16 protein-coding genes are annotated in these 17,181 nt (G+C 57.7%); 13 read left to right on the top strand and 3 right to left on the bottom strand.

From position 1 onward, the window contains the following. Window positions 1-67: 67 nt before the first annotated feature. Window positions 68-868 (bottom strand): inositol monophosphatase family protein, encoded by an 801-nt coding sequence (locus AC13C0_RS09530; RefSeq protein WP_117616919.1) that lies wholly within the window; start codon window positions 866-868, stop codon window positions 68-70. 183 nt (window positions 869-1,051) lie between these two features. Between AC13C0_RS09530 and trmJ the strand changes: the two genes are divergently transcribed. The 13 genes from trmJ to der all read left to right on the top strand — a co-directional run bounded on the left by trmJ (window position 1,052) and on the right by der (window position 13,754). Further along, the gene (gene trmJ / locus AC13C0_RS09525) at window positions 1,052-1,915 is read left to right on the top strand and encodes a tRNA (cytosine(32)/uridine(32)-2'-O)-methyltransferase TrmJ (RefSeq protein ID WP_341581881.1); all 864 of its coding nucleotides are present in this window, start codon (window positions 1,052-1,054) and stop codon (window positions 1,913-1,915) included. Further along, window positions 1,908-2,681, top strand: a complete 774-nt coding sequence (gene cysE / locus AC13C0_RS09520; protein ID WP_117620228.1) for a serine O-acetyltransferase — start codon at window positions 1,908-1,910, stop codon at window positions 2,679-2,681. Before trmJ ends, cysE begins: the two co-directional genes overlap by 8 nt. 77 nt (window positions 2,682-2,758) lie before the next feature. Next, window positions 2,759-3,256: a Fe-S cluster assembly transcriptional regulator IscR gene (iscR, locus tag AC13C0_RS09515; RefSeq protein ID WP_117616921.1), complete on the top strand. Its 498-nt coding sequence runs from the start codon at window positions 2,759-2,761 to the stop codon at window positions 3,254-3,256. Between the two features lie 22 nt (window positions 3,257-3,278). After that, on the top strand, window positions 3,279-4,427 hold the full coding sequence (locus AC13C0_RS09510) for an IscS subfamily cysteine desulfurase (RefSeq protein WP_117616922.1): 1,149 nt from the start codon (window positions 3,279-3,281) through the stop codon (window positions 4,425-4,427). Window positions 4,428-4,495: 68 nt separating this feature from the next. Beyond that, window positions 4,496-4,924: a nucleoside-diphosphate kinase gene (ndk, locus tag AC13C0_RS09505; RefSeq protein ID WP_117616923.1), complete on the top strand. Its 429-nt coding sequence runs from the start codon at window positions 4,496-4,498 to the stop codon at window positions 4,922-4,924. A gap of 62 nt (window positions 4,925-4,986) precedes the next feature. Next, window positions 4,987-6,099, top strand: a complete 1,113-nt coding sequence (gene rlmN / locus AC13C0_RS09500) for a dual-specificity RNA methyltransferase RlmN (protein ID WP_117616924.1) — start codon at window positions 4,987-4,989, stop codon at window positions 6,097-6,099. A gap of 85 nt (window positions 6,100-6,184) precedes the next feature. Beyond that, window positions 6,185-6,946: a type IV pilus biogenesis/stability protein PilW gene (gene pilW / locus AC13C0_RS09495; protein ID WP_205422310.1), complete on the top strand. Its 762-nt coding sequence runs from the start codon at window positions 6,185-6,187 to the stop codon at window positions 6,944-6,946. Next, window positions 6,936-7,955 (top strand): RodZ domain-containing protein, encoded by a 1,020-nt coding sequence (locus AC13C0_RS09490; RefSeq protein ID WP_117616925.1) that lies wholly within the window; start codon window positions 6,936-6,938, stop codon window positions 7,953-7,955. The genes pilW and AC13C0_RS09490 overlap by 11 nt, the downstream gene beginning before the upstream one ends. A gap of 35 nt (window positions 7,956-7,990) precedes the next feature. Next, on the top strand, window positions 7,991-9,109 hold the full coding sequence (gene ispG / locus AC13C0_RS09485) for a flavodoxin-dependent (E)-4-hydroxy-3-methylbut-2-enyl-diphosphate synthase (protein ID WP_117616926.1): 1,119 nt from the start codon (window positions 7,991-7,993) through the stop codon (window positions 9,107-9,109). A 50-nt stretch (window positions 9,110-9,159) separates the two neighbouring features. Continuing rightward, entirely contained in the window at window positions 9,160-10,440 is a 1,281-nt protein-coding gene (gene hisS / locus AC13C0_RS09480) for a histidine--tRNA ligase (RefSeq protein WP_117616927.1), read from the top strand. 54 nt (window positions 10,441-10,494) lie between these two features. Beyond that, entirely contained in the window at window positions 10,495-11,151 is a 657-nt protein-coding gene (locus tag AC13C0_RS09475) for a YfgM family protein (protein ID WP_482954310.1), read from the top strand. Continuing rightward, window positions 11,151-12,323, top strand: coding sequence for an outer membrane protein assembly factor BamB (gene bamB / locus AC13C0_RS09470; protein ID WP_117616929.1), 1,173 nt, complete (start codon window positions 11,151-11,153; stop codon window positions 12,321-12,323). Before AC13C0_RS09475 ends, bamB begins: the two co-directional genes overlap by 1 nt. Window positions 12,324-12,332: 9 nt before the next feature. Further along, window positions 12,333-13,754: a ribosome biogenesis GTPase Der gene (gene der / locus AC13C0_RS09465; protein ID WP_117616930.1), complete on the top strand. Its 1,422-nt coding sequence runs from the start codon at window positions 12,333-12,335 to the stop codon at window positions 13,752-13,754. Window positions 13,755-13,769: 15 nt separating this feature from the next. Here the strand turns inward: der and pta are convergent, their stop codons facing one another. Both pta and AC13C0_RS09455 read right to left on the bottom strand, forming a co-directional pair. Continuing rightward, entirely contained in the window at window positions 13,770-15,932 is a 2,163-nt protein-coding gene (gene pta / locus AC13C0_RS09460) for a phosphate acetyltransferase (protein WP_482954309.1), read from the bottom strand. A 27-nt stretch (window positions 15,933-15,959) separates the two neighbouring features. Then, the gene (locus AC13C0_RS09455; RefSeq protein WP_117616932.1) at window positions 15,960-17,156 is read right to left on the bottom strand and encodes an acetate/propionate family kinase; all 1,197 of its coding nucleotides are present in this window, start codon (window positions 17,154-17,156) and stop codon (window positions 15,960-15,962) included. Window positions 17,157-17,181 lie beyond the last annotated feature (25 nt).

Below are 17,181 nucleotides of genomic sequence, written 5' to 3'. Positions count from 1 at the left end.
GACACAGACACAAAAAAACCGCCACATAACGTTGGCGGTTTTTTTGTGTCCGGAAGAGTCTGAAGTCTTAGCGGGGTAAACGCCCCCGGAAGGGATGAAGCACCTTTAGGATTTCGCGGAACAGTTTCGGATTGGCTACCACCAGTTGGCGTGCGTTGCCGGTGGATGGGTTGCCCGAAAAATCGCCAGTCAGTGCGCCGGATTCCATCGCCAGTGTGACACCGAGATCGAGTTCCGCGGCTTCCGGACGGAAAATGATTGCGGCGTCCATAAGCCCGGCAGATACACGGGCGATATCGAGTACCACGCAGCCGGAGGTGCGGAACATGCCGGAGTCCCGCGCGAGAACCGCGGCCATTTCACCCCAGAGCAGAGGATCTTCGCTCTTGCGTGCCTGGTCGAGCAGGTTGGTGGCGATGGCTGCATTTCCCGCTTGCCTGATTTCCGACGCGCGTACGCGACGGCTGTTCAGGGCAGCGCCATGGCCCCGGCTGGCAGAGTATTCCTCGCCGGTGACGGGGTTCACCAGAAGCAGGTTTTCAACACGGTTATTCTTTTTCTGGGCAAGGGCCAGGGCAAATTCAGGGATGCCCCTGAGGAAGTTTTCACGGCCCAGAACCGGGAAAATATGCCAGCTTTTCTCGCTGGTGCCGGCATTCGCTTCATTCAGAGGGGCGATGCTGTGGTCCTTGTAGGCCTTTTCGAGTTGCTCGGCAAAATTGTCGTATATTGACTGCTCAACCCGCTCCAGCTGGAGACGGCGTTCTGAGTCGTCTTTGCCGGTGGGTTCCTGGCGCTCGAAATGGGCTTTCAGATAATCGGACCCCTGACGCGCGACGCGCAGGGCCATTTTAATCGCTGGTTGCATCTGAGTGTTCATTATCCGGGTGTGTGGAGGCCGGGTATGATAGCAAAAGATCACCCCGCTTGTATGTTTTTTGACTCAGCAATAGCACGGATAACCAGAGGTTGCGGGTTCTCTGGAGGGGCAGGGTGCCGGTGGTTTCTGATATCATTGCCGCCCTGATCAACAACCTTGGGCCCGATTACAATGCACAAAAGCGCACTTCCACAGGAAGGGACGGAGACATTTCAGGATCAGATCCGGATTGTTCTGGTGGAGACCTCCCATTCGGGCAACATTGGTGCTGTGGCCCGGGCCATGAAGAATATGGGATTGGGTAATCTCTGGCTGGTTAATCCGTGCACTTTTCCGGATGAGACCTCCTATGCCCGTGCAGCGGGCGCATCCGATGTTCTCGATCGTGCGCAGGTGGTTTCCTCGCTGGATGAGGCGCTGGCGGATTGTGTTCTGGTGATGGGTACAAGCGCCCGGGGAAGAAAGGTGCCCTGGCCGGTCTGCGCTCCGCCAGAGGCAGCCGCTGCCGCCGCCGGACATGCGGAAGACGGGCCGGTTGCCCTGGTGTTCGGCCGGGAGAACCATGGCCTGAGCAACGACGAGTTGCAGCGCTGCCATTATCACATTCACATACCCTCCAATCCGGATTACAGCTCCCTGAATCTGGCGATGGCGGTGCAGGTGATGTGCTATGAATTGCGGATGTATTACCTGCGCAGCCTTGAAGGTGGGGAGGGGAGCCCATATCTGAAGTCGATGACCCGGCCCGGGGATGAGGGTTGGGATGTGCCGCCGGCCAGAGTTGAGGATGTGGAAGGGTTTTTCGGGCACCTGGAGCAGATGCTGATTGATGTGGATTTTCATCGACGCGAGAATCCCAGGCAACTGATGACACGCTTGCGGCGACTGTTTCAGCGAGCCAGACTTGATCAGATGGAAATCAATATTCTCCGGGGCATTCTCACTGCCGTACAGAAGGCAGCGGGCGCCCGGGGCAACAGTAAACCAGCTGAGGCCGGTAGCACGGCGACGGAACAGGACAATGGCCATGTTTGAGCGTTTGCGGGAAGATATTAACAGCGTGTTCCATCGGGATCCTGCCGCCAGGAACACCTTTGAGGTGCTGACCAACTATCCGGGGTTGCATGCGCTGCTCTTCCATCGGTTTTGCCACTGGTTGTGGGGGCTCGGTCTGAAGTGGCTGGCGCGTACGATTTCGACCATAGCCCGATGGCTGACCGGCATTGAAATCCATCCCGGAGCAACGATCGGACGCCGCTTTTTTATCGACCATGGCATGGGTGTGGTGATTGGCGAAACTACCGTGATAGGCGACGACGTAACGCTCTACCAGGGCGTTACGCTCGGAGGAACCAGCTGGAACAAGGGTAAGCGTCATCCTACCATTGGCAACAGCGTGGTGGTTGGCGCCGGAGCCAAGATCCTCGGGCCCTTCGAAGTGGGTGAGGGGGCCAAAATCGGCTCCAATTCGGTGGTTACCAAGGCGGTCCCTGCCGGGGCAACGGTTGTTGGTATTCCCGGCCGCGTTATTGTTAAAAGCTACAACGAGGACGATGTTCGCCGCAAGGAAATGGAAGAGCGCATGGGGTTCGATGCCTACGGGGTTACCGAAGAGATGCCGGATCCGGTCGCCCGGGCCATGCGGTCGCTGCTCGACCACATGCACGCGGTGGATGACCGTATCGAGAACATGTGCAAGGCCCTCCGCAAGGTGAACAGCGAATACCAGAATGGGGAGCTGCCACCGCTGCATGAAGAGGACTTTGACTGCGTTCGCGATGAAGGTGACACCCGGAGCTGAATACTTGACTGGATTAGTGGGTCAATTCATACTCGTCCCTGCGTTTCGAGATTCATTCCCGTCACGGGGCTGACATTATGAAGTTGACCACCAAAGGCCGCTATGCCGTCACGGCAATGCTTGATCTGGCTCTGCATGGAGACCAGGGGCCGGTGAGTCTCGCCGACATTTCGGCCCGTCAGGAAATCTCTCTGTCCTACCTGGAACAGCTTTTCTCCCGTCTCCGCCGCCAGAAACTGGTTACCAGCATTCGTGGTCCTGGTGGAGGCTATCGGCTCAGCCGTCCGGCGGCTGATGTCTATATTGCCGAGGTTGTCGATGCCGTCAGTGAGTCACTGGATACCACACGGTGCGGCAACAAAGGCGATTGCCAGAACGGCGAGAAGTGCCTGACCCACCATCTCTGGTCTGATCTGAGTGATCAGATTCATCAGTTTCTCAGCGAGATCAGTCTCGGAGACCTGATGAGAAAACATGAAATCCGCCAGGTTGCGGACCGGCAGAACCGCCGTCAGTCTGACAGCAGCTCTGAAACGATCAATACCGAACGCCTGTCTGACCAGGCGCCGGCCTGACACCAACAAACTCCTGGAAGCCATGAAAAAGCCCGTATATCTGGACTACGCGGCCACGACGCCCGTTGATCCTTCTGTCGCCGATGAAATGCTGAAGTACCTGACGCCGGATGGTGTGTTTGGCAATCCCGCTTCGCGCTCCCACGCCTTTGGCTGGCAAGCGGAAGCGGCGGTCGAGTCGTCGCGCAAGCAGGTTGCCAGCCTGATTCACGCCGATCCCCGGGAAATCGTCTGGACCTCCGGCGCCACGGAATCGGATAACCTGGCAATCAAGGGGGCTGTTGCTGGTCGCCAGGATGCCCACATCGTAACGTCGAAAATCGAGCACAAGGCGGTTCTCGATACCTGCAAGTGGCTGGAGCAGCATGGCACAGACGTGACCTGGCTGGATCCCGCGCCGGATGGCACCATCAGCTGTCAGCAGGTGGTGGATGCGCTCAGGGACAATACCGTGCTGGTCAGCCTCATGCTGGTGAATAACGAACTGGGAACTATCACGGACATCGCGGCTATCGGCTCCGAGTTACGGCAGCGGGGCGTGCTGTTTCATGTCGATGCTGCTCAGGCGGCCGGCAAAATGGCGGTCGATGTTACGTCGATGCCCGTCGACCTGCTGGCACTCTCCGGGCACAAGGTGTACGGGCCCAAGGGGGTGGGCGCCCTTTATGTCAGGCGCTCTCCCAATGTTCGCATCGAGGCCCAGATCCATGGCGGCGGCCATGAGCGGGGGATGCGCTCCGGAACCCTGCCAACTCATCAGATTGTCGGAATGGGGAAGGCGTTTTCGATTGCCCAGTCCGGGCTTGAGGATGAAGTCCGAAAGCTGGAAACACTGCGCGAATCATTCCTGGCAGGTCTGGGGCCCCTAGAGGGTGTCAGTTTGAATGGGAGCGAGTCCCGGCGTGTGCCCGGCATTGTGAACCTGTCGTTCGACGGTGTTGAGGCGGAATCCCTGATGCTGGGGCTGCGGGATCTGGCGGTTTCCTCCGGATCGGCCTGTGCTTCGGCCACAATAGAACCCTCCTATGTGCTTCGTGGCATTGGCCTGAACGATGAGCAGGCCCATCGCGCACTGCGTTTTTCCTTTGGCCGCTTTACAACGGAAGAGGACGTCGCTTTTGCCAGCTCGCAAATTGTTGATGTTGTTAGCCGCCTCCGTGCAGTGCGGTAGGAAGTTTGCCCCGGACTGCGTATAATCGCAGGCCAGAATTTTTACCATAAACAAACTGGAGAAAGACCATGGCAACTGAGCGCACGCTCTCCATTATCAAGCCCGATGCGGTAGCAAAAAACGTGATCGGCGAAATTTACAGCCGTTTTGAAAAAGCCGGCCTGAGCATTGTAGCTGCCAAGATGATGCACCTGACCCAGGAGCAGGCAGAAGGGTTCTACGCAGAGCACAAAGAGCGCCCGTTCTTTAACGATCTGGTTGCCTTCATGACCTCTGGCCCGGTTGTTGTGCAGGCCCTGGAGGGCGAAGGCGCCGTCCTGAAGAACCGTGATCTGATGGGTGCGACCAACCCGAAGGAAGCTGAAGCTGGTACCATCCGTGCCGATTTCGCATCTTCCATCGATGCCAATGCCGTTCACGGCTCTGATTCCGCGGCTTCTGCCGAGCGCGAAATCGCTTATTTCTTTAATGACAACGAAATCTGCCCGCGGGGCTGATTAGTTGATCGGAGGCGACCGGGTGGTCGTCTCCGAATGGGTTATCTGATCGAGGTTATGAAATGACAGCGGCCGCTGAAAAAACCAATCTTCTGGGGATGCCGAAGGCAAAACTCGAGGCTTTCTTCGAATCCCTGGGAGAAAAGCGCTTTCGTGCCACTCAGGTTTTACAGTGGATTCATCAGCGTGGCGCTGATGACTTCGATCAAATGACCAATATGAGTAAGGCGTTACGGGAAAAGCTGAAAGAAGTCGCAGAAATCCGTGGCCCCGAAGTGGTTTACGACGAGACGTCCAAAGACGGCACCCGCAAGTGGGTGATGCGTATGGACAACGGCAACAGTGTTGAGACCGTTCTGATACCGGACGGGGAGCGTGGCACGCTTTGCGTTTCTTCCCAGATCGGTTGCAGTCTGGACTGTACTTTCTGTTCCACCGGCAAGCGAGGCTTTAACCGTAACCTCACGGCGGCGGAAGTCATTGGCCAGGTGTGGGTGGCCCGGAAAGCCTTCATGCCGTTTGAACCAGGCCCGGACCGGCCGATCACCAACGTTGTGATGATGGGCATGGGGGAACCTCTGCTCAACTTCGACAATGTTGTCGATGCCATGAACCTGATGATGGAAGATCTGGCCTATGGGATTTCCAAGCGTCGGGTAACCCTCAGTACCTCTGGCCTTGTTCCCGCGCTGGACCGCCTGTCGGAAGTTACCGATGTTTCACTGGCCATTTCGTTGCACGCCCCGAATGATGAACTGCGTAACAAGCTGGTTCCATTGAACAAAAAGTACCCGATTGCTGAGTTGCTGGCTGCCACCAAGCGGTACTTTGCCCGGTTACCGGACAAACGCAAGGTGACCATTGAGTACACAGTGATTGAGGGAATGAACGATCAGCCGGAACATGCGCGGGAGCTTGCGGTGTTGTTACGGGATCTGCCATGCAAGATCAATCTGATACCATTTAACCCGTTTCCGGAGAGTGATTTCCGCCGGCCGAGCATGAACGCCACCCGTCGGTTCCAGGCCGTTCTCAATGAGGCCGGCTATATCGCGACAATCAGAACCACCCGCGGTGATGACATCGATGCCGCATGTGGACAGCTTGTGGGAAGGGTTGAAGACAGAACACGCCGGAGCCAGCGGTACATCCAGGCTCAGCAGGTTAATTCCTGAGCCGGGAACCTGAAACAGCCCAATTGAGGAAGGGGAGACTGTGACAAACAAACCAGCAAACCGACGTTTCTCAGTGTTGGCCGTTATGCTGTGCACCCTGCTTGTCACAGGCTGTGTCACTACCACTGACAGTCGGTTCTCCCGGGAAGCAGATCGCCAGAAAGCTGTTGATAATTATGTAAAGCTTGCCACCGCCTACATCGGGCAAGGCAATCTTGAACGGGCCCGCCATCACCTCGACCGGGCCCTCAAGCTTGATGCGGACGACGCCAGCGCAAGGGCCGCGATGGGGCTCATATACAACGCTGAGGGCGAGCCCGAGCTGGCAGAACGGAATTTCAAAAAGTCCATCTCCGAGGATCCGGGGTACACACGCGCACGGGTCTATTATGGTGCTTTTCTCTTTGCTCAGGGGCGGATGGACGACGCCAGGGATCAGTTTCGCGCAGCTTCAAGGGATACCGGGTATGGCGATCGGGGCTCGGTGTTTTTTAACCTGGGTATGACTCAGGAGAGACTTGGTGAACTGGAAGCAGCGACTACTTCTTACCGGCGGGCGGTGGAGTTAATGAGAGGCGATGCACGTCCGCTTTTGGCGCTTGCCCGGGTGTCTGTCGAGGTGGGCAACTATGAAAGCGCCGCCGGATATTACTCAAGGCTGACGTCCATGATGCAGCGGAACCCACGCCTCGTCCATTCCGCAGAGAGTCTTTTCACCGGAATCCGCATTGCCCGTTATTTCAACAACGGTGACCAGGAAGGGAGTCTGGCGCTTCAGCTCAGAAACAATTTTCCGGAGTCAGTGGAATATCAACAATATAAGGTGCTGATTTCTAATGGCAACTGATGAGAATTCACAGCCAGCGATGAAAGAGCCCGTCGGGCGGCAGCTTCAGAAAGCAAGAGAAGCGTCCGGTTTAAGTGTCAGCGATGTGGCCGGGGCGCAGCATCTGCGACCGTCGGTGATCCAGGCTATCGAGTCCGGGGATTACAGCCAGATTGACAGTGAACTCTTTCTCAAAGGGTATGCCAGGACCTATGCAAAGCAGGTAGGGCTGGATGCCGACGCAGTGATAGCAGATCTTGACCAGGAACTGGAGCCGATCCGTCAGCAGCGTGAGCAGGAGCACGAGGCCAACCCGTTGGTGGACATTGAACGCCGCAGGCGCAGAAAACGTCAGCTCGCCAAGACCCTCTTTTTCCTGGTGATTCTGGGTATCGCCGGTTATCTGGCGTTTGCTTTCCTGATGCCGGAACCTGAAGCGGGCGGGGTACAGTCAGGGGCATCCGAAGCCGTCCAGGGCCAGGGCGAAAACGCCGAGGTGCCGGCGCTGGCAGAATCGACCGATGCCAATTCGGAAGTTCCCGCTGCAGATCAGGACGAAGTGCCGGCAGGCCCGGATTCCGGAGAAAGTATCGCCTCAGGGCAGTCAGTGTTGCCGGGCTCTGTTGCGGAACCAGGCGAACCGGGCACTTCAGAGGATCCGGATGTTGAGAATCTGGTCGCTGAGGACAGGTCCTCCGGGCCTCTGACGGAACAGATTCCGACGGTTGTAGAGACTCCGGATCCGGTTCTGGAAAACCGCTCCGGACTGGCGGAGGCCACTGACATTGTCCGGCTTCAGATCAGTTTCATCGATGACTGCTGGGTTCAGGTAAGTGATGCGACCGGGAACCTGCTGGTGAATTCCCTTCTGCGTGACGGAGACGAGATTGACGTTTCCGGTCAGGCACCGCTCAGGGTTGTCATCGGTGCCGTTGATGCCGTTGGATCCATCCGTTTCCAGGGTGAACCGCTGGATCTGGGTGACTATCGTGCCGTCAACAACCGGTCAGAGTTTTCCCTGACAATCTGAAATTTGATCACATTTTCCATATCGGTCAGTAAGACATGAAACAGGATTCCCCGATTATCAGACGCAAATCCCGCCAGATCATGGTGGGCAATGTTCCTGTGGGTGGTGATGCCCCGATAGCGGTGCAGAGCATGACCAACACCAACACCTGTGATGTCGAGGCCACGGTTGGCCAGATCCGGGCGTTGCAGGAGGCCGGTGCAGATATTGTAAGGGTCTCGGTGCCGTCCATGGACGCCGCTGAGGCGTTCGGCAAGATTCGTGAGCAGGTATCGCTGCCATTGGTGGCCGACATCCACTTCGATTACAAGATCGCGTTGCGAGTTGCGGAGCTTGGCGTGGATTGCCTGCGTATCAACCCGGGCAATATCGGTCGTGATGATCGTGTCAGTGCAGTTATCAGCGCGGCCCGGGACGGAAATATTCCGATCCGTATCGGTGTGAACGCCGGCTCCCTTGAGAAATCCCTTCAGCGCAAATACGGAGAGCCGACGCCCGACGCCCTGGTGGAATCCGCCATGCGCCACATTGATATCCTGGATCGTCACGATTTCCAGGATTACAAGGTCAGCCTGAAAGCGTCGGAAGTGTTCATGACGGTGGCGGCTTACCGCAAGATCGCGTCCCAGATTGAGCAGCCACTTCATCTGGGCATCACCGAGGCAGGCGGTTTCCGTTCAGGAACGGTAAAATCCTCCATCGGCCTCGGTATGCTGCTGATGGATGGCATCGGCGACACCATCCGCGTGTCACTGGCGGCTGACCCGGTTCAGGAAATCAAGGTTGGTTTTGATATTCTCAAAAGCCTCCGTCTGCGTAGCCGGGGCATCAACTTTATTGCCTGTCCCAGTTGTTCCCGCCAGAACTTTGATGTGATTCAGACCATGAACGATCTGGAGGCGCGACTTGAGGATGTAAACACGTCACTGGATGTGGCAATTATCGGCTGTATTGTTAACGGCCCCGGAGAGGCCAAGGTAGCCGATATCGGCCTGACCGGCGGCAGCCCGAAAAACCTGTTTTACATGGCGGGCAAGCCCAGCCAGAAGCTGGAGAACGCCACACTGACTGACGATCTGGAACGTCTGATTCGTGAAGAAGTGGCACGTCGCAAGGAGCAGGAAGAGTCGATTATTGCCCGTTCCGACCACTGATCCGTTTCCGTTTTCAGGCACCACCATCCAGACAGAGTTAAGGGTTTAAATTGGCTAAGATTCAGGCGGTTCGCGGGATGAACGATATCCTGCCGGAACAGACACCCGTATGGCAGTTTGTGGAATCCACGGTACGTAAGGTGTTGGCCCAGTATGGCTATCAGGAAATCCGCATGCCTATCGTTGAGCAGACGGACCTGTTCAAGCGATCGATCGGTGAAGTGACGGACATTGTCGAAAAGGAAATGTACACCTTTGAGGACCGCAACGGGGATAGTCTGACTTTGCGCCCCGAGGGCACAGCCGGTTGTGTGCGGGCGGCGGAAGAACATGGTCTGCTGTTTAACCAGACCCGGCGGCTCTGGTACACCGGCCCCATGTTCCGGCACGAGCGGCCACAGAAAGGCCGGTATCGCCAGTTCCACCAGATTGGCGTGGAATGCTTTGGTATGAGCGGTCCGGATATTGATGCCGAGTTGCTGATTCTGACGGCCAGGCTGTGGAAAGAACTGGGTCTTGCCGGGCACACCCGCCTCGAGATCAATTCCATTGGCACTTCCGAATCCCGCAGGGTCTATCGTTCGGCACTGGTGGACTACCTTGGTCAGTTCAAGGCTGAACTGGATGCGGACAGCCAGCGGCGGCTGGACACCAATCCGCTGCGTATTCTCGACAGCAAGGATCCGGCCACCCGCAAGATCCTTGAAGGTGCGCCAAGCCTGGACGATTTCCTGGATGACGAATCCCGGGATCACTTTGAGCGCCTGAAAGCGTTACTGGGTGCAGCGGGTGTCCGCTATTCCGTTAATCCTGCGCTGGTTCGGGGCCTCGATTACTATGGCAAGACAGTGTTCGAATGGATTACCGACAGCCTTGGCGCCCAGGGCACCGTGTGTGCCGGGGGCCGGTATGATGGTCTGGTTGAGCAGCTTGGCGGAAAAGCAACCGTTGCGGTTGGCTTTGCAATGGGCCTCGAGCGGCTTATTCTCCTCCTTGAAACGCTGGATCTGGTTCCCGGTTACGTGAACAGCGACGCGGATGTCTACGTTACGGCAATGGGTGACGGGGTGCTGGCGCCGGCATTGGCGCTCGCTGAAAATCTGCGAGCGGCGTTGCCAGACAGGGTGATTGTTTCCCATTGCGGCGGCGGCAGCTTCAAGAGCCAGATGAAAAAAGCCGATCGCAGTGGTGCGAAATACACGGTGATTCTCGGGGAGAACGAGATTGCCAACGGCACCGCCGGGCTGAAGCCCATGCGGGCCGATGAACCCCAGACCGAGATTGCCCAGGACGAACTTGCCTCAGCACTGGCGAAGGCCCTGGCCAACTGAATCTGATAAAAAATCCACGATATAAAAGCAAAAAATACGACTACAGGAGTCCCCATGGCTGAGATGCGCACCGAAGAAGAACAGATCCAGGCGATCAAGGACTGGTGGAAGAGAAATGGCAGCTCACTGCTTCTCGGTATCGGTGCCGCACTGGCCATCGTGTTTGGCTGGCAGGCCTGGCAAAACTACCAGGCGCAGCAACGGACCGAAGCGGCTAACCAGTTTGCCAACCTCCTCAATGCCTTCAGCAACCAGGCCGATGAAACCAGCGGTGAAACTGTTGCCTTCGTGGCAAAAACACTGCGGGAAGACTACTCGGATAGCGCCTATGCGGTATATGGCAATCTGATTCTTGCCCGCCAGCAGCTGATGGAAGCAGCGGATGCTCAGGCGGCCATAGATTCTCTCAAATGGGCACTGGAGAAGACCGGCGAAAACAAGGCTCTGGCGTTGGTTGTCCGGAATCGTCTTGCCCGGGCCCAGTTTTCTGCCGGCCAGCACGATGAAGCCCTTTCAACAATTGATGCCGCAGGCAGTGCCGACGCTTTCGACGCCATGTATTCCGAACTTCGCGGTGATATTCTTCTGGCGCAGGGCAACCGCGAGGGGGCTCGAGAGGCCTATCTTGCTGCCCGCGAACAGAACCAGCAGGGACGGAGCGGTGTATTGGAAATGAAACTGGCTGACCTTGGTGTCGGGGAGGACGCCTGATGCCGGATTTTCGCAACAGGTTGTTGAGTCGCGCACTGCTCATTGGGCTGATGATTTTCGCCGGGCTGTCCGGTTGCAGCACCACCGATACCTTTGAGCAGCCCGTTCCGGTGCCCGACATTGAAGCGTCCGCCGAGTTTAAAAAGGTTTGGAGCATGTCGGTCGGGGACGGACATGATGGCGATTTTCTCTACCTTGCGCCCCTCAACGCGGGTGACAGGATTTTCGCCGCCGCGGCAGACGGCGAGCTTTACGCTGTTGACCCCGAATCCGGCAGCGTAATCTGGGAAACCGAGTTTGATGATCGGGTTTTTTCCGGCCTCGGGGGCGACGGTGAACACCTTTACCTCACCACTCAGAATGCTGAACTGGTTGCGCTTTCCCGAGAGGATGGCTCTGAAGTCTGGCGGCAGTCACTGCCGACTGAAGTGCTCTCTGCACCCCAGTCAAACGGTTCACTGGTGGTTGCCCAGACAATTAGTGGCCAGGTGCTGGGTTTCAATGCCGCGGATGGGGAAAAGCGCTGGCAGTATGATGGCTCGGTTCCCGTGCTTTCGATCAGGGCGGCCGCAGCACCCCTGGTTGGTGGTGATGTCGTCATCGCTTCATTTGCCAACGGCAAGCTGATGGCGCTGGCTGCGGACTCGGGCCAGCCTCTGTGGCAATATGAGGTCGGTCAGCCGAAGGGGCGTACCGAGCTTGAGCGACTGGTTGATGTAGCGGGCCAGCCATTAGTGATCGAAACAGCCGTGTTGGTGGTAGGCTACCAGGGTAAGCTTGCGCTGGTTGATATCCGCACAGGGCAGGAAATCTGGAGCCGCGAAGCATCCAGCCTATACTCGCCCATGATAGCCGGGGGTGACATATACCTCGCATCGGCAAATGGCGAACTGGTTGCCCTTCGCGGCTCTGACCGGAAGGAACTCTGGATGCAGGATCGTCTGGCGTGGCGCCAGCTGACTCAGCCAATGGTCTACGAAGGCTATCTGGTGGTCGGTGACTATGAAGGCTATCTGCACGTCCTCGATCGTGAAGACGGCAGCCTGGTCGGGCAGCTTGAGTTCGATGATGAGGGTATCCGCGTACCGGCCCAGCGGCTAGCCAATGGTAACCTGCTGGTTTTTGGCAACAGCGGAAAGATGGCCGTATTCCAGGTTCAGCCGCAGGATTAATTACCCATTATGACCCCAGTAATTGCCCTTGTCGGACGTCCCAACGTTGGCAAATCGACTTTGTTCAACCAGATGACCCGCTCCAGGGATGCCCTGGTTGCGGACTTCCCCGGCCTCACCCGGGACCGCAAATACGGTGAGGGCAGCTACGAGGGCCAGCGTTTCATTGTGATTGATACCGGCGGTCTCACGGGAGACGAGCAGGGTCTTGATCTCGAGATGGCACGGCAGTCCATGCAGGCCGTGGAAGAGGCCGACATTGTTCTGTTTCTGGTGGATGGCCGTGCCGGGCTGACAGCGGGCGATGAACTCATTGCAGATCATATGCGCCGTTCTGGTAAGCAGGCTCACCTGGTCGTGAACAAGACCGATGGTCAGAACCCGGACATTGCGGCAGCCGATTTTTACAGCCTGGGCTTCGCATCCACCTTCCTGATAGCTGCCTCCCATAACCGGGGTATCCGGTCAATGCTGGAGATTCTCTTGCCCTCCGAGGAAGATCGGGCAGAAGAGGACCGGGCAGATCGATATCCGGGTATTCGCATTGGCGTGGTGGGGCGCCCGAATGTGGGCAAGTCGACCCTTGTGAACCGCATGCTTGGCGAGGATCGGGTGGTCGTTTTCGACATGCCGGGCACAACCCGTGACAGCGTGTACGTCCCCTACGAGCGCCAGGGCAAACAGTACACGCTGATTGACACCGCCGGTGTTCGCCGTCGCAAGAATGTCAGCGAAGTGGTCGAGAAGTTTTCAATTATCAAAACGCTGCAAGCGATTGATGATGCCCACGTAGTGATTCTGGTGATTGATGCCCGGCAGGGACTGGTGGATCAGGATTTGCACCTGATCGGCTTTGTTCTGGATGCGGGCCGCTCACTGGTCATCGCTGTGAACAAATGGGACGGTATGGACCCCGAAGACCGGGCCAGGGTGAAGGAGCAGGTTAAGCGCCGCCTCGATTTTCTCGATTACGCCGACAAGCACTATATCTCCGCGCTTCACGGATCCGGCGTTGGCGTTATGTATGAATCGGTCGAGGCCTGCTACGACTCTGCCATGGCCAAGTGGCCGACCAATCGCCTGACCGCACTATTGCAGGACGCCGTTGCCCAGCATCAGCCACCGATGGTGCAGGGGCGGCGAATCAAACTCCGTTACGCCCACCAGGGTGGCTCGAATCCGCCGGTCGTTGTTGTTCATGGCAATCAGGTGGACGCGCTGCCAGGCGCTTACAAGCGGTATCTGGAAAACACCTTCCGCAAGGTGCTGAACGTTACCGGATCGCCCATCCGGTTTCAATTCCGGGCCGGGGAAAACCCGTTTGCCAGCAAGGTTGATCGGCTGACGCCGCGCCAGAAGGTGAAAAAGGATAACGACCAGAAACAGGGGCCCAGCCCGAAGAAAAAGCGCCAGAAGAGTCTCAAGCGCTGATTCCGGGGTATAGCCTCAGCTTCCGTTGAGCCCCGCGTTTTCAACCTGTTTTGCCTGGACCGCAGTGAGTGCGATGGTAAAGACGATGTCTTCGACCAGCGCACCCCTGGAGAGATCGTTGACCGGTTTCCGGAGGCCCTGCAGCATCGGGCCGATACTGACGACATTGGCGCTGCGCTGAACCGCTTTATAGGTGGTGTTCCCGGTGTTCAGATCCGGGAATACAAACACCGTGGCCTTGCCCGCCACTTTGCTGTCAGGTGCTTTGCTTCTGGCGACACTCTCTATCGCTGCGGCGTCGTACTGCAAGGGTCCGTCAATCAGCAGATCCGGCCTGCGCTGGCGGGCAATCCGGGTGGCTTCTCTTACCTTGTCGACGTCCTGACCGCTTCCTGATTCACCGGTACTGTAGCTGATCATCGCAACCAGAGGCTCAATGCCGAAGGCTTCGGCGGATTCGGCGCTCTGGATGGCAATATCTGCCAACTCCTCGGCGTTCGGGTCCGGGTTGATGGCGCAGTCCCCGTAAACCACCACCTGTTGCGGAAGCAACATGAAAAACACGGATGACACGACTTTCGCGTGGTCGTGGGTCTTGATCAGCTGCAGGGCAGGGCGAACGGTGTTGGCGGTGGTGTGAATGGCGCCTGACACCAACCCATCGGCTTCATCCAGAGCCACCATCATGGTGCCCAGGACAACGTTGTCCTCGAGCATGGCTTCGGCCATGTCCGGGGTAAGGCCCTTGTGTTTGCGCAGTTCCACCATCGGCCCGATATAGCGCTCACGTACGTCGGAAGGATTGATGATCTCGATATCTTCCGGCAGCTCCTGATCCTGGGAAGCGGCAACCCGACGAATCTCGGACGCGTTCCCAATCAGGGCACACCGGGCCAGCTTGCGCTGGTGACAGATGATGGCCGCCTGAACGGTTCGTGGTTCGCTGCCCTCCGGCAGGACAATTCGTTTATTGGCAGCGCGGGCGCGTTCTGAAAGCTGATACCGGAAAGCCGGGGGAGAAAGCCGGCTCTGGCGTTCGACCTTGAGGTGCTGCTGCAGCCAGTCTGTGTCTATTCGGGTCGCAACCGCTTCCATGGCCTTTTCGATGCGGTCCGGATCATCGATGGGGATAGCGGAAGACAGGTTAGCCAGCATGTGGGCTGTCTCGTAGGTGTTGGCATCGGAACCGAGAACCGGCAGGCCGGTATCCAGGGCCCGGTGGCACAGATCTATCACCCGTTGGTCCGGCATGAATCCGCCGGTGAGCATCAATCCCGCCAGTGGAACACCATTTAGCGCGGCAACTGCTGTTGTGACCACAATGTCTTCACGGTCTCCCGGCGTTACCATTAACGTGCCTGGCCTCAGTGTTTCTGTCATGTTCCGGATGCTTCTTGCACACACCGAAACCTTCTGAACCCGCCGGGAGTGCATCTGGCCTTCGTTCAGCACGGGTAGCCCGAGCTCCCGGGCGATATCGGACACTCGTGGCGCGAGAAGCTCCGGCTGCCAGGGTATCTCCGCGATCAGTCGAAACCGGCCTTCGAGGAACACCTTACAGCTGGCCCGGTAATCGATGGCCGTCGTGCATGGGTGACTGGTATTGGAACGGGGTTCAAGGCCGGACTGCTCCGGCTCGCCGACCTTGTTCAGGATCACCCCGATGACATCGGGATCGCTCGGGCTGGCGAAGAGGCGTGCGGCGAAGTCCAGCTCCTCATCCATCTGGCGTGCGTCAAGGGTTTTCGTGGTGCTGACAAGGATGACGTCTGAGCCCAGATTCCGGGCAACCTCCACATTGAGCCGTGCGATATAGGCCTCACTGCGATCGGGTACCAGCCCTTCGATAATCACCACATCCACCTTTTTGGCGACCTTCTGGTACTCGCCCACCACTGTCTCGAGCAGGAAATCGGATTTGCCCCGGTTGAGCAGTTGCTGGGCTTGCTTTAAAGGAATCGGGTCCGGTGGATTCAGGTGACTGCTGGTCCGGACAAAGGCCGTCGATGAATCCTGGCCGTCGTTATGCATGGATTCAGCACGGTGGACGGACTGGCAGAAGGGTTTATAGAAACCGACACTCACGCCAACCCGTTCAAGGGCGCGTAACAGCCCGAGGCAAACGGAGGTCAGGCCGGACTCCATGGAGGTTGGTGCAACAAAGAGACTTTTTGCCATTATCGTGTTCCTGGTAACGCGTGGTGGTCAGGCCGGATCTGCCGCGCCGGCAAGCCGTGAGGCCTCCCGCGCAATAACCAGCTCCTCGTTGGTGGGAATCACCAGAACCGGGAACCGGGAACCGGCACTTTCAATCCGGCCGTCGCTGAATTCACCATGGTGTTTGTTAAGATCCTCGCTGAGCTCAAAACCCATGAGGTGCAAATGGCTGATGGTGTCCTGCCTCACCCGGGCACTGTTCTCGCCGATGCCGCCCGTGAAAACCAGGGCGTCCAGTTGCCTGAGCGATGCCATCATGGCACCAATGTATCTGGCCAGACGGAAGCAGAAAACATCAATCGCTGTTTTAGAGGGTTCATGGCCGTGGTCGGCGAGCTCGCATAATGAGCGCATATCATTGGTCTGCCCGGACAGGCCCAGCAGGCCGCTTTCCTGGTTCAAAACCCGATGAACCTCGTCGCCGGGAATGCCCTTACTACCGAGAAAATCAAACAGGCCCGGGTCGATATCTCCGCTCCGGGTGCCCATCACCAGGCCTTCCAGAGGTGTCAACCCCATGCTGGTATCCACGCTGATGCCGTCGCGGATGGCGGCAATGCTGCAACCGTTGCCCAGATGAGCAGAAATGATGGACGTGGTTGCCGGTGTCCTGCCCAACAAGCGGGCGGCTTCGACGGCCATAAAGGCGTGGCTGGTGCCGTGAAATCCGTAGCGGCGTACGCCCCAGTCCTGATACCAGGCTTTCGGAAGGGCGTACAGGAACGCATGTCTTGGCAGGGTCTGGTGAAAGGCGGTGTCGAAAACCGCCGCCTGGGGGACACCGGGAAACAGCGCGAGGGTTGCCCGGATACCCGAAAGATTGACCGGGTTGTGCAGGGGAGCCAGTCCGGCGCACTCTTCAATGGCGCTGACAACGTCCTCGTCGATAAGGACCGCTTCGCGAAAGGTTTCTCCACCATGAACCACCCGATGGCCGATGGCCGCGGGCACGGATGTTATCAACTGACGGTCCCGGAATGCACTGACCATTGCCTCAAGTGCCGCATCATGCGATGTGCCCGGCTTCAGGGGAATGGTGTCCTTATCGCCAGCAATGCGTGCAAAGGCATCGTTCTGATTAAGACGCTCTGCCAGAGCCGACGCCAGTTTACGGTGTTGGCCGTCAAACAGTGCAAGTTTCAGCGATGAGCTGCCGCAATTGACGACAAGTATGGTGTCTTCCATGGAGTTGAGGTTCCGGCGGTTTTTA

Source organism: Marinobacter sp. B-21 (assembly GCF_056857895.1).
The sequence above is the reverse complement of the archived record's forward strand: the minus strand, read 5'-3'. Positions and strand labels throughout refer to the sequence as shown.

What these genes read in the sequence shown, in the direction of transcription:
- ispG (WP_117616926.1), top strand. Translation starts at nt 7,991, where the DNA reads ATGAAACAGGATTCCCCGATTATCAGACGCAAATCCCGCCAGATCATG.
- AC13C0_RS09475 (WP_482954310.1), top strand. Translation starts at nt 10,495, where the DNA reads ATGGCTGAGATGCGCACCGAAGAAGAACAGATCCAGGCGATCAAGGAC.
- cysE (WP_117620228.1), top strand. Translation starts at nt 1,908, where the DNA reads ATGTTTGAGCGTTTGCGGGAAGATATTAACAGCGTGTTCCATCGGGAT.
- pta (WP_482954309.1), bottom strand. Translation starts at nt 15,932, where the DNA reads ATGGCAAAAAGTCTCTTTGTTGCACCAACCTCCATGGAGTCCGGCCTG.
- AC13C0_RS09510 (WP_117616922.1), top strand. Translation starts at nt 3,279, where the DNA reads ATGAAAAAGCCCGTATATCTGGACTACGCGGCCACGACGCCCGTTGAT.
- ndk (WP_117616923.1), top strand. Translation starts at nt 4,496, where the DNA reads ATGGCAACTGAGCGCACGCTCTCCATTATCAAGCCCGATGCGGTAGCA.
- AC13C0_RS09455 (WP_117616932.1), bottom strand. Translation starts at nt 17,156, where the DNA reads ATGGAAGACACCATACTTGTCGTCAATTGCGGCAGCTCATCGCTGAAA.
- AC13C0_RS09530 (WP_117616919.1), bottom strand. Translation starts at nt 868, where the DNA reads ATGCAACCAGCGATTAAAATGGCCCTGCGCGTCGCGCGTCAGGGGTCC.
- iscR (WP_117616921.1), top strand. Translation starts at nt 2,759, where the DNA reads ATGAAGTTGACCACCAAAGGCCGCTATGCCGTCACGGCAATGCTTGAT.
- rlmN (WP_117616924.1), top strand. Translation starts at nt 4,987, where the DNA reads ATGACAGCGGCCGCTGAAAAAACCAATCTTCTGGGGATGCCGAAGGCA.
- trmJ (WP_341581881.1), top strand. Translation starts at nt 1,052, where the DNA reads ATGCACAAAAGCGCACTTCCACAGGAAGGGACGGAGACATTTCAGGAT.
- pilW (WP_205422310.1), top strand. Translation starts at nt 6,185, where the DNA reads ATGCTGTGCACCCTGCTTGTCACAGGCTGTGTCACTACCACTGACAGT.
- bamB (WP_117616929.1), top strand. Translation starts at nt 11,151, where the DNA reads ATGCCGGATTTTCGCAACAGGTTGTTGAGTCGCGCACTGCTCATTGGG.
- der (WP_117616930.1), top strand. Translation starts at nt 12,333, where the DNA reads ATGACCCCAGTAATTGCCCTTGTCGGACGTCCCAACGTTGGCAAATCG.
- AC13C0_RS09490 (WP_117616925.1), top strand. Translation starts at nt 6,936, where the DNA reads ATGGCAACTGATGAGAATTCACAGCCAGCGATGAAAGAGCCCGTCGGG.